The following is a 16273-nucleotide window of genomic DNA, read 5'->3' as shown; positions in this document are numbered from 1 at the left end:
TCACGTCTTCAACGCTGCTCTCTTTGCGCACTCGCCTGCAGGCACTGCGCGTTGATGGAACATCCATGCGTGGGTGGGGTGAAGGATCAGGCCACGGTTGCAGGACGGCTGTTCCTAGGGATGCTCGGGTGGGTTGGGCGGGTTGTCGCCTACCTGGCCCTTGTCCTCGCCAGTCGTGTTGCCGGTGGCGTTGGTTGGTTGGTTCGCATCGGTGGTGTTGGCATCGGTCGTCCCGCTTCCACTCGTCGTGGGAGCCGTTCCCATCGTGTCGCTCGGCGGAGCGGTCTCGTCGGTGGACGACAGGTCGCTCGTCGTGTCGGATCCCATTTCAGGATCGGCGTTGCCCATGGTCGTGGCGGGCGCCGAGGAAGGTGGCGTCGTCGCGGCGGTGGTGTCTGCTGCGCCGCTGGTGGCATCGGTGGCGGCAGGCGTGCTTGCCGGCGGGATGCTGCTGTCTGCCGTGCGTTCCGATGAGCGGTTGCAGCCCGACAGCAGGGCCAATCCCGTCAACAGTGCTGCCGCCAGGGTCGTGCTGGTGATCGTCGTGTTGGCTTTCATGTCGCGTCTCCGTGGTGTCGCTGGAGCGACCGGCCGTCATGCGGCCGGTCGCGATGCACCGCTGCCGATCAGTGCCCGGTCGGGGTGCTGCCGGAGCGCGTCGACGTGCTCGACGAACCCGAACCGGCGGACGTCGATGTGCTGGTGCCGGACCCCGTGGACGTCGAAGCGCTACCCGATCCGCCGCCTGCACCAAGGCCCGAGCTCAACGTCCGGCTGCCCAATGTCGTGCCGGCGGAGTCCTGCTGCTGCACGCGGATCTGGTTGTGGACGTCGCGCACGCCGCTGCAGGCTTCGGCGATGTCCTCGGCGCGATGCTTCATCCAGCGCTGCTCGACCGTTCCGGTGAGCGTCGCGACGCCATTGCTCACCTCCACCATGAGGCCGCGCGCGTCGATGTCGTCGGCGTCGGTCAGGCGCTCGTTGATGTCCTCGCGGATGCGTTCATCGGGGCGCGAGTAGTTCTTCGGGCCCAGTCCGCGATGACTGGAGCGCATTCCCGGTGTGTAGCCCTGCTGTCCATATTGCTGTCCCAAGCCTTGCTGGCCGTAGAGCTGCTGGCCGTATTGCTGCCCGTAGTGCTGTGCGACTGCCTGCTCGCCATGCCGCTCCTCGTTGGGCGCATGCCACTGCTGGGCGCTGTCCCATTGCTGCGCTGTCGGTTGGCGACCACCGAGCTGCGAGCGCTCGGGCGGTTCGCCGTACGGGTAGCGCCGCGCACCGAGGCTGCCCTGCGGGCCGTACTGCCGTTGCGGTCCGAATTGGCGCGAGACGCCCAGCTGGCCCGAACCCTGATAGCCGTACCCAGGTTGTTCCTGGCGCTGCCCGTAGCCTTGCGAGCCGACTTCCGTCGACTGGTAGCTGCCCTCGTCAGCCTGGCCTCCCCAACCCGGTCGCCCATAGCCGCCATGCATGCCATGGCCTTCCGGCCCGAACCCCTGTGCGCCCGCGCTGCCTTGCGCGCCATATCCCTGCGACAGGTAGGACTCGCTGTATCCATGGGCTTCGGGCTCGTATGCACGTTCGCCGAAGCTCGACCGCGATTGTTGACCATGGCCTGCACCGGGTCCCATCTGCTGCGGGCCGTAGCCCGGCGTGTAGTTGCGCGAACTCAAGCCGCCCTGCATGTCCCGGTCGCGGCTTTCGCGCTCGCGCATCTGTTGCTCGTAACCCTGGCTCTCCTGCCGGTGGCGTTGTGCGTACTGTTGCTCGTCAAAATCGCGCTCATTGCGATCGCTCATGTGGTTCCTCCTTTCGTCGACCCAATCCAGGGCGTTGTGTGCCCATTGCGTACCCATCCGCAGCACGTCGCGGGCGGCGGCCTTGAGTTCCCTTGCAGCTGAAGCAGCGGGTTGGTCCTGCACGGCGTAGTCCTCTCGGTGACAACCACCAGGCACGGCCGCAATTCCCGTGCCATCGACCGGTACCGCCGCCTGGTTGCCTGGCTGCATCGGCTGCGTGCATCGCCTCCGTCCGGCCGAATGCATTTTTCACGCCTGCCTAATTCGCGACGACGGATGAGCGCGGTGCACCGATGAAATGTTTTCCCCGACGGGAAAATTCGTCCGACTGGTTGGCTCGCAGCGGCCGCAACGACGCGGACTTGCGGTTGGCACGAAGGTTGCTGCTGCTTCCGCATGGAACCTTCGTGTTCCATGTCGACCAACAGCCAACCAAGGAGCACGACGTGCCCAATCGCAAGAACAACCAGGAACAGGGAGGCCGCGAGGGACAGCAACACGAGCAGGTCTCGCAGGCCGCCACGCGACAGGCCAAGGGTCGCGGATTCGCCGCCATGAATCCCGAACAGCAGCGCGAAATCGCCAGCGAGGGCGGGCGGGCGGCGCACGCCAGTGGCCACGCCCACGAGTTCACCTCGGAGGAAGCCCGCGCCGCCGGCCGCAAGGGCGGCGAGGCCCGCAGCCACAACACGCAAAGCCGGTCCTCCAATTCCTCCAGCACCGATCGCGACATCCAGGGCGACGCCAGCGAAGGCCAGCGCGGCGGTCGTGGCCGAACCGGGCACTGACGCAGCGATCCAGCCGAGTTGCATCCGACGGCACGCATTTGGAGGACGCAAATGGACGGAAGCGGCCTGACCGGCGCGGTCATGATCGACATCGATGCGGAATTGTCGTGCTGGCGCCAGCTGGAAGGCACGGCGACCAGCGAACTGGTGTTCCTGTTCCATGAGTGGGAGCCGGCGATCCGCGTCGGCATCCACGCCTACCTCGCGTATCCGAACTGCGAGTTCGACAGCATCGAGCCGGTGATCCTGGCTGCCTACCAGCGGATACGGGGTCGCTCGCGCATCCCGTGGTCGCGCGCCGAGCCCGCCGCGCGCCGGGTCTGGCAAAAACTGCATGACGACGACAGCGAGGCGCCGCGTTGGGATGACGGTGCGATCGCCAGGGCGCCACCTGCCATGGTTCGCGCGTAGCGCTAGAAACGATCCCTGGCGCCTGGCCGCTGGTCCAGCGTGGCGGGCGGTCGCGCGGCGCCATGTCGCATGCGTGCCAGCTGGTTGTGGATGGTGCGGGTGCTGACTCCCAGCGCAGCTGCCGCAGCGCGCTTGTCGCCATCGAAGTGTTCGAGCGTCTTCATCAGCATCGCCGTTTCCATCTCCGCGAAGCTCATGCCGACGCGGAAGACGAGTTGCGTGCTTTCATCCGTCACCGACGCCGCCCGTTGCGGGTAGAGGGTCACGCGCTCGCCGTCCGCCATCAGGTAGGCGCGGTTGATCGCACTGCGCAGTTCGCGCACGTTGCCCGGCCAGCGATGCTGGCGCAGGGCGGCGTGGCAACGCGGGTCGAGCTTGCGGCCGGTGCCGTTTCCGGCATTGAGTTCGTCGAGGAACGCCTGCGCCAGCAACAGGATGTCCTCGTCGCGATCGCGCAATGGCGGCAGCGAGATCTCGTATCCCGCCAGCCGGTAATACAGGTCATCGCGCAGCAGGCCATCACCGATGGCCGCATGCGGATAGCGGTTGGTCGCCGCGATCACGCGGGCGGCGACGGCGATCTCCGCGTTGCCTCCCACGCGCGTCACCGCGCCCGATTCGAGCACCCGCAGCAGGTACACCTGCAACTGCAGTGGCATCTCCGCGATTTCATCGAGGAACAGCGTTCCGTGCTGCGCCTGCTCGAACACGCCGATATGCCGCGCATTGGCGCCGGTGAAGCTGCCACGCTCGTGGCCGAACAGATGGCTGGCGAGCAGGTCGGGGGCAACCGCGCCGCAGTTGACGGCGACCAGCGGTCCGCGCCTGCCGCTGGCGCGATGCAGGGCGCGCGCCACGACTTCCTTGCCGGTACCGGTTTCCCCGGTCAGCAGCACCGGGACATCGCATGCGGCGACCTTGCCGATTTCGTGGCGCAGCCGCCGGATGGCGCGGCTCTCGCCGACCAGCCCCAGGTCGGCATCGCCGGTGGCGGCGCTGCGGCGCGAGACCCGCAGGGAGACTTCGCGCAGCAACTGGTCGAGCTTGCCCAGGCCCAGCGGCTTGGTCAGGTAGTCCGAGACCGGCATCGAGACCGCGCGCGCGGCCGACTCCACGGTGGGCTGCCCGGTGACGAAGACGATCTTGCCGTAGTCGTCGAGTTCGAATTTCTCCAGCACGTCGAAACCGGACCCGTCGGGAAGGTCGGTGTCGAGCAGGCTCAGGTCGCGCGGCATGCACGAAAATCGTTCCGACTCGGCAACCGAGTGGGCCACATGGGTGGCGAAGCCGCGGCTGCGGGCCAGGGTGGCGGCTTCCGCTGCGAAGGTGCGATCGTCATCGACGATCACCAGGACAGGCTCGTTCATGACGCGACTTATAGTCCAGCAACGCGTCGCTCGCGGTGAAGGAAACTCGCATAAACAGCCGGAAAATCGGCGTATTACGCATTCAGCATGCAAGCTGGCAGGCGGCTTGGAGCTGGCGCCGGTCACGCGGTGCCGACTGCCGCTTGCGCAAGGTGCCGCAGCCGTGAGGGCGCGAGGAGAGGGGAATGCCGAAGCGGGTCGGGTCCCGCCGGGTGGCGGCCGCAGGGCTCATTGTGTGTTGCGCGGCCTGCGCCAACGCATCGGCGCAGTCGCCTTCCACGCTCCCGGGCGTGGTGGTGGTCGGCCAGCGACAACCCGCTGGCACCCCGGGATCCATCGACAGCGTTCGGGCCGACGCAGTGCCGGCACGCGCCCGCCTGAGCGTTTCCGAATGGCTGGGCGCTGTTCCCGGCGTGGCTGCGCATGACCGCCAGAACCTGGCGCAGGACGTGCAGCTGACCGTTCGCGGTTTCGGTGCGCGCTCGACGTTTGGCGTGCGCGGGCTGCAGGTATTCGTCGACGGCATTCCCGCAACCATGCCGGACGGACAAGGGCAGGTGTCGCATGTGCCGCTGGCGGCGCTGGCGCGCGTGGAGATCCTGCGCGGACCGTTTTCGGCGCTGTATGGCAACGCGTCGGGTGGCGTCATCGAGTTCTCCAGCAGCGACCCACCGCCGCGGGCCGACGCCGGACTGCACGTCGCCATCGGCAGCGATGCCATGGTCGATGCCTCGTCATGGGTGGGCGGCCCGTGGACGGCCAACGGCGATGGTGGTTTCCGCATCGATGCCGATCGGCTGGAACTTGGCGGCTACCGCGAACACAGCCGCGCCCGCCGCGACATCGCGCAGGCGCGGTTGCTGGCGACGGCGCGCTCGGGCGCCCGCGTGGCACTGACGCTCAATGGTTTCGACCTGCGCGCCGACGATCCGCAGGGGCTGACGCGCGAGCAAGCCGAGCATTCCCCGCGCATGGCCAGCGCGGGCGCGATTGCGTTCGATACGCGCAAGCGCGCGCGGCAGGAGCAGGCCGGACTGCGCGTGGAGCAGGCATTTGGCGACCGCAACAGGGTCACGTTGAGCGCATGGAGTGGCACCCGGACGACATTCCAGATGCTGTCGGTGCCGGTCGCCGCGCAGGCAGCGCCGGGTAGTGGTGGCGGCGTCGTCGACCTGGCGCGCGACTACAACGGCGCCGACCTGCGATGGCGTGGCGACACGATGCTCGGCGGCCATCCCGCCAGCCTGACGCTGGGCGTGGAGTCGCAGCAATCCCGCGAGCACCGGCGCGGATTCGAGAACTTCGTGGGCGCGCAGCTGGGCGTGGTCGGTGCGCTGCGGCGTGACCAGCGCGACAGCGTCGCCAGCCATGACGCCTATGCCGAAGCGCGCTGGATGTTCCGCACGCATTGGACCGCGACCCTGGGCATGCGCCGCAGCCGCGTCGACTTCGACTCGCGCGATGCCTACATCGCTGCCGGCAATCCCGATGACAGCGGCGCACTGCGTTACCGGCAGACGACGCCGGTTGCCGGCCTGCTGTACCAGCCGATCGAAGGACTCGAGGTGTATGCCAATGCCGGTCGCGGATTCGAGACGCCGTCGCTCAGCGAGCTGGCCTATCGCACGGATGGTGGCAGCGGACTCAACACCGCGTTGCGGCCAGCGCGCAGCAACAGCGCGGAGGTCGGTGCGCGCCTGCACCGCGGCGGTCAGTCGCTGTCGCTGGCGGTCTTCGCAAGCCGCACCCGGGACGAACTCGTCGTCGCCAGCAACAACGGTGGCCGCAGTACCTATGCCAACGCCGCCACGAGCGATCGCAGTGGCTGGGAGCTGTCGGCCTCGGGACCGCTGGCGACGCGCTGGGACTATGCCATTGCCTACAGCCGGCTCGATGCGCGCTACGCAAATGCGTTCACCACCTGTCGTGCACCGCCCTGCGCGCGGCCGGACACCGTCGTCGCCAGCGGCAACCGCATCCCCGCGACCGCGCCACGATCGGCATGGGCCCAGCTCCGCTGGCATCCGCGCGCAGGCGTGGACTGGTTCGTGCAGGGCAGTGCCGTCGGCCGCATCCACGCCGACGATGCCAACACCTCCTGGGCGCCCGGTCATGCCACGCTGGATGTCGGCGTCGAACGACGCTGGACCGTGGGAGGCCTGTCCGTGCAGGGATTCGCGCGGGTGGACAACATCCTCGACCGACGCAGCGTTGGTTCGGTGATCGTCAACGACAGCAACGGCCGGTACTTCGAGCCGGCGCCGGGACGGGGCTGGACGTTGGCCGTCTCCCTGCAGCGCGCGCAGGCGGATCCGTGATCGACCGTTGTCCGGTTCCGGCGATGTCCGAAGAATCTGCCGCCATCCACCAGCCGTTAGGATGCGCGCATGGAAACCCCTGCTGAAGGACGCGTCGACGCCGTCCTGCGCGACGCGCGGGCACGCGTCGATGCCATCGATGCCGAGTACCTGCTCGCGCATGCGCTCGGCCGCTCGCGCACCTGGATCCACACGCACGGCGATGCCGTCGTCGATCCGGCGGCTCGCGCGCGGTACGCAGAGCTGATCCGGCGCCGGGCCGATGGGGAGCCGGTGGCGTACCTGACCGGCTCGCGTGGATTCTGGACGCTCGGGCTGCAGGTGACGCCGGACACCTTGATACCGCGTGCCGAAACCGAATTGCTGGTCGAACTGGCGCTGGCGCGACTGCCCGGCGATCGTGCGATTCGCATCGCCGACCTGGGAACCGGCAGTGGCGCCATCGCGCTTGCACTGGCAAGCGAACGCCCGCGCGCGACGGTGCTGGCCACCGACGCCAGCGATACCGCACTGGCGGTCGCGCGTCGCAATGCAGCGGCGTTGGGTATCGAGTCGATCACCTTTGCGCAGGGCGACTGGTGCCAAGCGCTCGGAGCGGCGACGTTCGACCTGATCGCGAGCAATCCGCCGTACCTCGCCGACGCCGATCCGCACCGCTGGGCGGGCGACCTGCGCTTCGAACCCGTGGCGGCGCTGGTCTCGGGCAGCGATGGCCTGGACGCGCTGAGGACCATCGTCCGCGACGCACCGGCGCACCTGGCCGCAGGCGGCTGGCTGTTGCTGGAGCACGGATGGGAGCAGGGCGAGTCGGTGCGCCGGTTGCTGATCGACGCCGGCTTCGTCGATGTCGCCACCGAGCAGGACCTCGAGCATCGGGACAGGGTCACGGTGGGGCGGGCGTGTCGCTCATCGGCGCCGGCGCTAACATGACGCCAGGCCCGACAAGGACGCCCGACATGCGAACGCTGTACCCGGAGATCGAACCGTACGACAGCGGCATGCTGGCCGTCGACGCCCGCCATACGCTGTATTACGAACAGTGCGGCAATCCGCATGGCAAGCCGGTGGTCCTGCTGCATGGCGGGCCTGGTGCCGGATGCAGCGCCAAGATGCGGCGATTCCACGATCCGCGCAGATACCGCATCGTGCTGTTCGACCAGCGCGGCAGCGGCCGATCCACGCCGCACGCGGACCTGGTGGACAACACCACCGGACACCTTGTCGCCGACATCGAACACCTGCGCGAAACGTTGAAGGTCGATCGGTGGCAGGTATTCGGCGGCAGCTGGGGGTCGACGCTGGCGCTGGCATACGCGCAGGTCCATCCGCAGCGCGTCACCGAGCTCGTCCTGCGCGGGATCTTCATGCTGCGTCGCTGGGAACTCGAGTGGTTCTACCAGGAAGGTGCGTCGCGGCTGTTCCCGGAGGCCTGGCAACAGTACGTCAGCGCAATCCCGGAAGCCGAGCGCGACGACATGATCAGCGCCTTCCATCGCAGGCTCACCTCCGATGATTCGGCGACCAGGCTGGCCGCGGCGCGCGCATGGAGCGTGTGGGAGGGCGCCACGAGTTTCCTGCAGGCGGATGCCGGTGTCGTCAGCGGACACGAGGACGCGGCCTTCGCGCTGGCATTCGCCCGCATCGAGAACCATTACTTCGTCAATCGCGGGTTCTTCGAGGTCGACGACCAGTTGTTGCGCGATGCGCCGCGCATCGCCGACATCCCCGGCGTCATCGTCCATGGCCGCTACGACGTGGTCTGCCCGGTGCAGAACGCGTGGGACCTGCACCGTGCATGGCCGCGCGCCGAATTGATGGTGTCGCCAACCTCGGGGCATTCGGCGTTCGAGGCCGAGAACGTCGCCTCGCTGGTACTGGCGACGGACCGGTTTGGCTGATCGGTGATGCAGGCCGCGCCGTCGTGGCGCGGTCGTTGCCTCTGTCGAACTACCGCCGCGGCGCAGGACTGCCGTCGGGATCGTGGTCGATCATCCACAGGCCGGCCCATAGCTTGAGATCGACTTCGAACCCCTCGCGCGATTTCCGCATCAGCCAGGCCGGTGCCGCATCGCGTTTCACCGCGTGCACGGTGATGTCCTCGCCGGCGACGCCGCCGCCCGCGCCGACACGGATGAGTCCCGTTGCGCGGACGAAGGCGATGCGCTCGCTGGTCAGGCCGGCGGATGTCGGTCCAGTCAGCAACACGTCGACGTCCGTCGCCTTCCAGCCGGTCTCCTCGATCAGTTCCCGCCGCGCGGCATCTTCCAGCGTGTCGCTGTCGTGGTCGTCGCCGACCAGTCCGGCTGGCATCTCGATGGTCCGGCACCCAAGCGGGATGCGGTATTGCTCGACGAACAGCACGTCGTCATCCGGCGTCACCGCGATGATGATGACGGCCATGCCCTGCGCGTGGACGCGCTCGACGTATTCCCAGTGTCCATCGACGACCATGCGCAGGTAGCGGCCTTCGTATACGACGTTGCGCTGGCTCATGCTCGTGGATCTCCATTGTTCAAACAGCTTACCCGGCCGACCGACATGCATCGTCGGTCACGGGCACGGGCCGCGAAGGCGTCAGCCCGGGACGAACTCGGTGCCGGCAGCGGCATGCAGGCGTCGACGCGTGAGGGGTCCAAAGCCCAGTGCCTGGGACAGCGCCGCCAGCGCGACGCCGTCGGGCTGGCCACGCGTGAAGTCGCGCGCGCCATCGAGCGGCGCGTCGAGTGCGATCGTGGACAGTTGCCGGCACAGCAGTGCCTGCTCACGGTGCAGGCGCAGCCTGGCCGCTGCCTGGGCGGCACCGCGAAAGCGCAGGTAGGGGACTTCCTCGATCCGCGAGAGCAGGACGTCGAGGCTGCCGAAGTGCGCCAGCAATACCACTGCGGTCTTTGCACCGATGCCAGGAACGCCGGGGATGTTGTCGACCGCGTCCCCGCACAACGCGAGGTAATCGGCGATCTGGTGCGCGTGCACGCCGTGGCGTGCCTTGACCCCGGTGGCGCCCCAGCGCTGGCCACGGGCGAAGTCCCATTGCTCGTCCAGCCCCTCGAGCAACTGCGACAGGTCCTTGTCGGCCGAGATGATCACCCCGTGGTGTCCGCGCTTGCGCGCGACGTGCAGGGCGCTGCCGATCAGGTCGTCGGCTTCGTATTCACGATGCGCCAGCACCACCAGGCCGAGTGCGACGCACAGTGCCTTGCACTGTCCGAACTGGCGCCTGAGCTCTTCCGGTGCCGGTTCGCGATTGGCCTTGTAGGCCGGGTACAGCGCGTTGCGGAAACAACTGTCGAGCGCCTCGTCGAAGGCGACCGCGATGTGGCTGGGCTGCTCGCGCTCGAGCAGTTCCAGCAGGAATCGCGCGAAGCCGTGCACGGCGTTGGTCGGCCAGCCGTCATCGTCGCGGAACGTGTCGGGCATCGAATGCCACGCACGGAAGACATAGAGGCTGGCATCGACCAGGTACAGGGCGGGTTGCGTGCTGACGTGATCGGCCACGTCGATGCGTTCGCGATTCATGCCGGCGCCCAGTCGTCGAGCAGCGCACGCGGATCGGGGCGATCGCGTTCGGGCGCCTGCTGCACGGGCGTGCCGATATGCACGAAGCCGGTGATGCGTTCGTCCGCGGTGAGCCCGAGCGCGTGCAGGACGACATCGTCGTAGGCGGGCCATCCGGTCAGCCATTGCGCACCGAAACCGGCGGCCTGTGCCGCCTGCAGCAGCGCGAAGCACACGCAGGAGGCCGTCGAGGCGCGTTCGGACGCCGGGATCTTGTCGTCCGGGCCCAGTCGGGCGATGACCGCGATGACGACCGGCGCATGGCTGAAACGGTTGCGGTCCTTGTCCAGCACCGCCGCGCTGGCGTTGGCGTCGCGAGCGAGCGCACGTTCGGCCAGCATCTCACCCAGCGCATGGCGTGCCTGGCCGCCGATCCGCAGGAAGCGGAATGGAACGCGCTTGCCGTGATCGGGCACCCGCACCGCGGACGCGAGCATCCGCAGCAGCGTCGCATCATCGGGGCCGGGATCGGACAATTGGCGCGACGGCGTCGAGCGGCGCGAATCCAGGCAGAAGAATGCAGCCGTCATGGATGACGCCGGCTGTCAGCCAACTGGGCGGGGAATGGAAGGGGCATCACAGAATCCAATCCGGGTTGTGGACGCTGCCCATGGTGCCACTATGCTCGGGCCCGTAGCGATCCGGTGCCCCCGCACTGGCGTGAGGGGGTCCCCGTGTCCATCCACTCTCTTGACAACGCTCGCGTGCACGGCGTCGAGCCCGCGCGTCTGGTCGACGAACTCAAGCGCATTGCGGTCGAGCAACTCGCGGCGGTTCCCGGTGGGTTGTGCCGGCCGATCGAGGAGCAACTGCAGGACAAGCTGCAACTCGGCTTCAGCAGCGCGCAACGCAGGGACCTGATGTCGGTGCTGGCGTTGCGGCAGCGCAATGCCACGCACGTAATGCGCTTCCGCGAGTTGATCGGCCGCAGTTTCGACGATTTCCTGGGGCGGGCGATGCCCGCGCGCAGCGACATTCCCCTTGGCCTTGTCAGCGAAGGCGAGCTCGAGTTCCACCTGGCGGGCCAGCGCCTGGCCGAGGAAATCGGCCGCCGCTACCAGCAACCGCTGGAGTTGCTTGGCCTGCGTTTCGAGGCTTTGTCGCGTGCACTGGGCGCGCCGGCATCGACCAATCCGGTCGGTGCGGTCCGGCTGGCGGGCGCATTCCTGCGCACCTATCACGATGCAGACCTGTCCGACACCCTGCAGCCAATGCTGTTCCGGCAGTACGAGCAGGAATTGTCGAAGGTCCTGGGCGATCTGTATGCGCGTCTCAACAGCCAGCTGGCGGCCAGCGGCTTCCACGCCGACCTGCGGCGCAATGCGGAGGATGCGCCGCCGCCGCCCGTGGTGCGACCTGTGCCGCCAGTGTCGCAGGCTGCGCTCCATGACAGCGTGCCGCACCTCCCGCCGCAGCCTGCCGCGAATGCGGGCATCAACGTGTTCCGGGTATCCGCAGAGGCTCGCGTCCACCACCAGCGACTGCGCGACCAGTTGCACTCCTGGCGCGAAGCCAGCCGCGCCCAGTCGGGACACCGCGCCAATCCGAACCCATCGGGACAGCAGTCATCGCAGGGGGCGGCGGCCGATGTGCGCCGATCGATCCGTCCGGAGGAACTGCTCAGCGTTGCCGCGCTGGTGCAGCGCGATGGCGCCAGGCGATTCGATGCCGCCTTGTCCGGCGACGGTGGGCTGTGCCTGGCCATCCGCGAACAATTGCTGGAGGGCGCGCGCAGCCTCGGACTCGACCCCGAGCAGGCCTGCCTGAGCGAACACGACGAGGACTCCGTCGACCTGGTCGGTCTGATGTTCGAATCCCTGCTCGACACCCATGCACTGATCGGCCAGGCCCGCAAGCTGTTCGCGCGGCTGGTGATGTCCTACGTGCGCGTCGCACTGACCGACGAAAACCTCTTCGTGCGCGCGGACCATCCGGCACGCCGGCTGCTGGACGCACTGACCTTGAGTTGCGAAAGCAACGAGGGCGCATCCCCGCAGGATCGCGAACTGCTGCAGCATGCGGCGGCGGCGGTGTCGCGGGTGGTCGCCGAGTACAACGAGGACCTGGCGATCTTCGACCTGGCTGCCAGCGAACTGCAGGACCTCCTGCAGCAGCAGCGTCGCCGCGCGGAAGTGGTCGAGCGTCGTTCCGCGGAAACCGTGCATGGTCGCGAACGCCTGCTGCAGGCCCGCCTGCAGGCTGCGGCGGCGCTGGCGCAGCGGGTTTCGGCTCGCCCGCTGAGCCCGGTGATCGCGCAATTCCTCGAGGACCATTGGCAACACCATTACGTGCAGATGCTGTTGCGCGATGGCCAGGGATCGGAACGCTGCAACCAGGTGCTGGCATTGGCCGACGAGCTCGTCGGCATCGACGAGGCCGCCGCACGTGCCGATGGCGGACGCGTCGCCGAGCGGGTGCTGCGGCTGCACGCCGGACTCGTCGAGTGCCTGTCCAGCTCCGGTCTAGACGACCAGGTCGCGAACGAATGGATGGCGAGCCTGGCCCGTGCACTGGGCTTCCCCGATGCCCGTCGCGTCGTGCGGCCGCTGTCGGCGATGCCGCAACTGGCGGACGACGGCGACGACACGCGCTTGCTCCAGGTTGTCGGTGGACACGCGGCGCTGGATTACGATCCTGCCGTTGCGGAGCGCCTGGCGGCCGTGGGTCCGGGCAGCTGGATGCGGCTGGCGGATGAAAACGGCGAAGAGGGCTCGGTCAAGGTCGCGTGGATCAGCCCGCTCACGTCGCGCCTGCTGCTGGTCAACCGTCGCGGCGTGCGCAAGCTGGTCGCCTCGCCCCAGCAACTGGCGGCGCTGGTCAAGGCCGGGAAGCTGATGGACGAAGCAGCCGATCTTCCCTTCGACCAGGCCATGCGCCATGTCCGGCACCGCCTGTCCGAGGTCGCTGCAGCCGCCTGAGCCCGCCGCGGCCATGCATTCGCTACGATGCGGGGATTCACGCGTCGGAGCAGGACATGGTCAACGGAATTGTCATCGGCGTGGCCAGCGAGACGGCAGTGGGCGAGCGCCGCGTGGCCGTCACGCCGGAGACCTGCAGGAAGCTGGTCGCCGCTGGAGGCCGGGTGCGACTGCAACGCGGATTGGGCGCCAAGGCGTATTTTCCCGATGCCGCCTATGTCGAGGCCGGCGCGCAACTCGTCGATGACGCCATGTCCGCGCTGGCCGACGCCGACCTCGTGCTCTGCGTGCAGTCGCCCGACGCGGATGTCATCACGCGCCTGAAGACCGGCACCGCCATCGTCGGCATCCTGCAGCCCGATGCCGATGCGCGCCGGGCGGAGGCACTTCGGGGCCACGCAATCCTCGCGTTCCCGCTCGAGCGGCTGCCGCGCACCACCCGTGCGCAGGCGATGGATGTGCTCAGTTCGCAGGCGGGAATGGCCGGTTACAAGGCCGTGCTGGCCGCAGCGCAACTGGCGCCGCGCTTCTTTCCGATGCTGACCACCGCCGCTGGCACGATCCGTCCGTCGAAAGTGTTCGTCGTCGGCGCGGGCGTCGCCGGGTTGCAGGCGATCGCGACCGCGCGCCGGCTGGGTGCGCAGGTGGAGGGCTTCGACGTGCGTCCGGAAACACGCGAGCAGATCGAGTCGCTTGGCGGGAAATTCGTCGACCTTGGCGTCACCGCCAGCGGCCAGGGCGGCTATGCCCGCGCACTGAGCGACGAGGAGCGCCTGGAGCAGCAACGCCGCCTGGGCGAACACCTCAAGGGTGTCGATGTCATCGTCTGCACGGCCGCCGTGCCGGGCAGGCCCGCGCCGCGGATCATCAATGCCGACATGGTCGCTGGCATGAAACCGGGCAGCGTCATCGTCGACCTGGCCGCCGAAACCGGTGGCAACTGCGAGTGCACCCGACCGGGTGAAACGGTCGAGGTGGGTGGCGTCATCGTCTCCGGCCCGCTCAACCTCGCCAGCCAGGGCGCACTCCATGCCAGCGAGATGTATGCCCGCAACGTCTTCAACTTCGTCGCGTTGCTGCTGAAGGACGGCGCGCTGGCCTTCGACTGGAGCGATGAACTGCTCGCCAGCACCGTATGGCCATCGCCACCGGCAAGTACGGCTCCAGCAGAGACCGCGTCAGTCGCCTGAGGGCGCGTGTGCCTGGACCCAGGCCTCGCGTTGCGCGGGCGTCATGGCCTGCCATTGTTGCCGCAGCGTTTGCCGCTGCGCGGGACTCATGCCGCGCATGGCATGGAACAAGGCGCGCATGGTCTGGCGTTTGGCCGGATCCATCGACTGCCAGCGATCGAATCCGTGATGGGCGCGCGCGCGTTGTTCCGGAGTCAACTGCTGCCAGCGCTGCGCGCGCTGCATCAAGCGCGGACGTGCCAGCGGATCGGCGTTCCAGTGTTCGCGCAGGGGCGCAACCAGCATGTCGCGCTGTGCTGGCGTCAGGCCATCCCACGGCGGCAGCGTGAGCGGCTGGCCGGCGAATGCGGGGCCAGCCAACAACGCGAGGAGCAGGGGAAACAAGCGAGAGGGGTGCATGGCTTACTCCGAAGCAAGGCGGTCCGCATCGTCCGATGCGAGCCAGAGGTAGAGATCGGGTGTTTCATCGATGACTGCGACCAGGCCGCCGCCGTCGGCCGGTTCGCTCGCCACGACAGGCGGGGGTGGGGTCGCGCTGGGCAGGATCGACGATTGCCAGTACAGGCCGCCGGCGAGGCCCACGACAAGCAGCGCAGCGGTGGCCAACCGCCACCCATGGCGCCTTGATGGCGGCGGTGCCATGGCCGCCCGCAAGCGCTGCCGCAGTTGCGCCTGTGTACGCGCCGACAGGTGCGACACCGCCTCGGCATGGCAGGCGCGCATCGCGCGATCAAAGTCGCCATCGGGGTCAGGTTGGAATCCGCCGCGCAGCTCGCTCATCGCTCGATCCTCGTCGACAGGGACTCAAGCTGCTGCCTGAGCGTGTTGCGTGCGCGCGACAGATGCGTCTTGACCGAGCCTTCGCTGCAACCCATCGCCAGTGCGGTGTCGCCCACGTCGAGTTCTTCCAGGACACGGAGCGTGAACGCCTCGCGTTGTCGTCGCGGCAACGCCGACACCGCGGCGGCGATGCGCAGACAGGTCTCGCGGTTCTCATGCGACCCCGCTGGTCCCGGGCCGTCATCGGCCCAGTCGATCGCGATATCGTCGTCGCGCGATGGCGTGGAGTCGGTCATGAAGCGCAAGCGGAAAATCCGCCGCCGCTGCAGGTCGATGATCCGGCGGCGCAGGATGCTCCAGAACAATGGCGTCCATTCCGCTGGCGGGCGCTGGCGATAGCCGAGCATGCGCATCATGGCGTCCTGCACGGCATCCAGCGCATCGTCGCGCTGTCGCAGTCCCGACTCGGCGAATCGATACGCGCGTGGCGCGATGCCTGCCAGGAATTGCTCCATGGAGGCCTGCTCCATGGAGGCACCGACGACGGCATCGACCGCCGTCGCGATGGCAGCTTGCCCGGGGACATCGTGGCCGTCATCGGCTTGCACGGACGCAGCTTACGCCGGGTCAGCGTGGTCGCGCCCGATGTCCTTCGCGCCGCTCGCCGCGTCGATCCAGTCGACGATCGATCCGGTCGCCACGCAAAGCCATGCGCTGCGCGATGTGCTCGCCGCGCCGATCCAGGCGCGCGTTCAAGCGATGACCACGCCGCTGCAGCGCGGCCGCACGGCGCGGGTGGCCGTGCCGCGCCTGGCGGGCGGCGCGTTGGTCCAGCCGGGACTCGATGCGGTTGCCACGATGGTCGAACCGACGCTGGACGATCGTGGCGCGACGGTCGAGGCGATGCTCGATGCGATCGCCCCGCCGGTCGAGGCGTTGCTCGACACGATCGGCGTGGGTGGTCGCCATAGCGGTACCGGCCGCCAGGAAGAACAGGGCGCCAGTCAGCGCCAGGGACAGGATCGGTCGCATGGAAAGATCTCCGTGTGCAGGATCGGTCCTGCCGGGAGGAGAACGTCCTGGGACGCGACGGGTTGACGGCCGGCGGATCCGATTCAGCCGCGGTTATGATGCCCGCGACGACCGG

The 16273-nt window shown here is 68.3% G+C and carries 17 protein-coding genes; 8 read left to right on the top strand and 9 right to left on the bottom strand.

Translation table 11 applies throughout. The annotated features are described in order from the left end of the window. Positions 1–114 precede the first annotated feature (114 nt). Positions 115–558 (bottom strand): hypothetical protein, encoded by a 444-nt coding sequence (locus GST15_RS10130; protein WP_159017185.1) that lies wholly within the window; start codon positions 556–558, stop codon positions 115–117. 68 nt (positions 559–626) lie between these two features. Continuing rightward, positions 627–1799 (bottom strand): BON domain-containing protein, encoded by a 1173-nt coding sequence (locus GST15_RS10125; protein ID WP_159017184.1) that lies wholly within the window; start codon positions 1797–1799, stop codon positions 627–629. Positions 1800–2353: 554 nt separating this feature from the next. On the opposite strand from GST15_RS10125, the gene GST15_RS10120 reads away from it, so the two are divergent. Both GST15_RS10120 and GST15_RS10115 read left to right on the top strand, forming a co-directional pair. Beyond that, complete coding sequence (locus GST15_RS10120; protein WP_159017506.1) at positions 2354–2587, top strand: KGG domain-containing protein; 234 nt, start codon at positions 2354–2356, stop codon at positions 2585–2587. A gap of 51 nt (positions 2588–2638) precedes the next feature. Next, positions 2639–2998 carry a hypothetical protein gene (locus tag GST15_RS10115; RefSeq protein ID WP_159017183.1) on the top strand — a complete coding sequence of 120 codons (360 nt, stop codon included), beginning with the start codon at positions 2639–2641 and terminating at the stop codon, positions 2996–2998. A gap of 2 nt (positions 2999–3000) precedes the next feature. Here GST15_RS10115 and GST15_RS10110 read toward each other — a convergent pair whose 3' ends face one another. Beyond that, positions 3001–4365: a sigma-54-dependent transcriptional regulator gene (locus GST15_RS10110; protein WP_159017182.1), complete on the bottom strand. Its 1365-nt coding sequence runs from the start codon at positions 4363–4365 to the stop codon at positions 3001–3003. A gap of 185 nt (positions 4366–4550) precedes the next feature. Between GST15_RS10110 and GST15_RS10105 the strand changes: the two genes are divergently transcribed. From GST15_RS10105 to pip, 3 genes are all read left to right on the top strand, one after another. Further along, positions 4551–6683, top strand: a complete 2133-nt coding sequence (locus GST15_RS10105) for a TonB-dependent receptor family protein (protein ID WP_159017181.1) — start codon at positions 4551–4553, stop codon at positions 6681–6683. 69 nt (positions 6684–6752) lie between these two features. Continuing rightward, positions 6753–7613: a peptide chain release factor N(5)-glutamine methyltransferase gene (gene prmC, locus GST15_RS10100; protein WP_159017180.1), complete on the top strand. Its 861-nt coding sequence runs from the start codon at positions 6753–6755 to the stop codon at positions 7611–7613. Positions 7614–7639: 26 nt separating this feature from the next. Beyond that, entirely contained in the window at positions 7640–8581 is a 942-nt protein-coding gene (pip, locus tag GST15_RS10095; protein ID WP_159017179.1) for a prolyl aminopeptidase, read from the top strand. A gap of 49 nt (positions 8582–8630) precedes the next feature. Here pip and GST15_RS10090 read toward each other — a convergent pair whose 3' ends face one another. The 3 genes from GST15_RS10090 to GST15_RS10080 form a co-directional block, all read right to left on the bottom strand. Beyond that, positions 8631–9176, bottom strand: coding sequence for an NUDIX hydrolase (locus GST15_RS10090; RefSeq protein WP_159017178.1), 546 nt, complete (start codon positions 9174–9176; stop codon positions 8631–8633). Between the two features lie 81 nt (positions 9177–9257). Beyond that, entirely contained in the window at positions 9258–10199 is a 942-nt protein-coding gene (locus tag GST15_RS10085) for a 5'-3' exonuclease (RefSeq protein ID WP_159017177.1), read from the bottom strand. After that, positions 10196–10768, bottom strand: coding sequence for a nitroreductase family protein (locus tag GST15_RS10080; protein ID WP_159017176.1), 573 nt, complete (start codon positions 10766–10768; stop codon positions 10196–10198). The genes GST15_RS10085 and GST15_RS10080 overlap by 4 nt, the downstream gene beginning before the upstream one ends. Positions 10769–10912: 144 nt before the next feature. Between GST15_RS10080 and GST15_RS10075 the strand changes: the two genes are divergently transcribed. Together GST15_RS10075 and GST15_RS10070 are read left to right on the top strand one after the other, a co-directional pair. Beyond that, positions 10913–13156 (top strand): DUF1631 family protein, encoded by a 2244-nt coding sequence (locus tag GST15_RS10075; RefSeq protein ID WP_159017175.1) that lies wholly within the window; start codon positions 10913–10915, stop codon positions 13154–13156. A 56-nt stretch (positions 13157–13212) separates the two neighbouring features. Then, the gene (locus tag GST15_RS10070; protein WP_159017174.1) at positions 13213–14346 is read left to right on the top strand and encodes an NAD(P) transhydrogenase subunit alpha; all 1134 of its coding nucleotides are present in this window, start codon (positions 13213–13215) and stop codon (positions 14344–14346) included. Here the strand turns inward: GST15_RS10070 and GST15_RS10065 are convergent. Genes GST15_RS10065 through GST15_RS10055 form a run of 3 tightly spaced genes read right to left on the bottom strand, consistent with a single transcriptional unit; the run spans position 14335 to position 15656 of the window. Further along, a complete protein-coding gene (locus GST15_RS10065; RefSeq protein ID WP_159017173.1) occupies positions 14335–14745 on the bottom strand; it encodes a DUF3106 domain-containing protein in 411 nt (136 codons plus the stop codon). The genes GST15_RS10070 and GST15_RS10065 overlap by 12 nt on opposite strands. 3 nt (positions 14746–14748) lie before the next feature. Next, positions 14749–15126: a VirB8 family type IV secretion system protein gene (locus GST15_RS10060; protein WP_159017172.1), complete on the bottom strand. Its 378-nt coding sequence runs from the start codon at positions 15124–15126 to the stop codon at positions 14749–14751. Then, positions 15123–15656, bottom strand: a complete 534-nt coding sequence (locus tag GST15_RS10055) for an RNA polymerase sigma factor (RefSeq protein WP_159017505.1) — start codon at positions 15654–15656, stop codon at positions 15123–15125. Before GST15_RS10055 ends, GST15_RS10060 begins: the two co-directional genes overlap by 4 nt. 115 nt (positions 15657–15771) lie before the next feature. On the opposite strand from GST15_RS10055, the gene GST15_RS10050 reads away from it, so the two are divergent. Then, positions 15772–16224: a hypothetical protein gene (locus GST15_RS10050; protein ID WP_159017171.1), complete on the top strand. Its 453-nt coding sequence runs from the start codon at positions 15772–15774 to the stop codon at positions 16222–16224. Positions 16225–16273: the final 49 nt, after the last annotated feature.

Origin of the sequence: Cognatiluteimonas profundi (genome assembly GCF_009792795.1) — a bacterium.
In the GTDB taxonomy this organism is placed as follows: Bacteria; Pseudomonadota; Gammaproteobacteria; order Xanthomonadales; family Xanthomonadaceae; genus Cognatiluteimonas; species Cognatiluteimonas profundi.
This window is presented reverse-complemented; position numbering and strand designations above follow the sequence as displayed.

Bases quoted from the DNA above. Each gene is read 5' to 3' on its own strand.
- GST15_RS10055 (WP_159017505.1), bottom strand. From the start codon at position 15,656: ATGGAGCAGGCCTCCATGGAGCAATTCCTGGCAGGCATCGCGCCACGC.
- GST15_RS10090 (WP_159017178.1), bottom strand. From the start codon at position 9,176: ATGAGCCAGCGCAACGTCGTATACGAAGGCCGCTACCTGCGCATGGTC.
- pip (WP_159017179.1), top strand. From the start codon at position 7,640: ATGCGAACGCTGTACCCGGAGATCGAACCGTACGACAGCGGCATGCTG.
- GST15_RS10130 (WP_159017185.1), bottom strand. From the start codon at position 558: ATGAAAGCCAACACGACGATCACCAGCACGACCCTGGCGGCAGCACTG.
- GST15_RS10120 (WP_159017506.1), top strand. From the start codon at position 2,354: ATGAATCCCGAACAGCAGCGCGAAATCGCCAGCGAGGGCGGGCGGGCG.
- GST15_RS10065 (WP_159017173.1), bottom strand. From the start codon at position 14,745: ATGCACCCCTCTCGCTTGTTTCCCCTGCTCCTCGCGTTGTTGGCTGGC.
- prmC (WP_159017180.1), top strand. From the start codon at position 6,753: ATGGAAACCCCTGCTGAAGGACGCGTCGACGCCGTCCTGCGCGACGCG.
- GST15_RS10080 (WP_159017176.1), bottom strand. From the start codon at position 10,768: ATGACGGCTGCATTCTTCTGCCTGGATTCGCGCCGCTCGACGCCGTCG.
- GST15_RS10125 (WP_159017184.1), bottom strand. From the start codon at position 1,799: ATGAGCGATCGCAATGAGCGCGATTTTGACGAGCAACAGTACGCACAA.
- GST15_RS10085 (WP_159017177.1), bottom strand. From the start codon at position 10,199: ATGAATCGCGAACGCATCGACGTGGCCGATCACGTCAGCACGCAACCC.
- GST15_RS10110 (WP_159017182.1), bottom strand. From the start codon at position 4,365: ATGAACGAGCCTGTCCTGGTGATCGTCGATGACGATCGCACCTTCGCA.
- GST15_RS10115 (WP_159017183.1), top strand. From the start codon at position 2,639: ATGGACGGAAGCGGCCTGACCGGCGCGGTCATGATCGACATCGATGCG.
- GST15_RS10050 (WP_159017171.1), top strand. From the start codon at position 15,772: ATGTCCTTCGCGCCGCTCGCCGCGTCGATCCAGTCGACGATCGATCCG.
- GST15_RS10105 (WP_159017181.1), top strand. From the start codon at position 4,551: ATGCCGAAGCGGGTCGGGTCCCGCCGGGTGGCGGCCGCAGGGCTCATT.
- GST15_RS10060 (WP_159017172.1), bottom strand. From the start codon at position 15,126: ATGAGCGAGCTGCGCGGCGGATTCCAACCTGACCCCGATGGCGACTTT.
- GST15_RS10070 (WP_159017174.1), top strand. From the start codon at position 13,213: ATGGTCAACGGAATTGTCATCGGCGTGGCCAGCGAGACGGCAGTGGGC.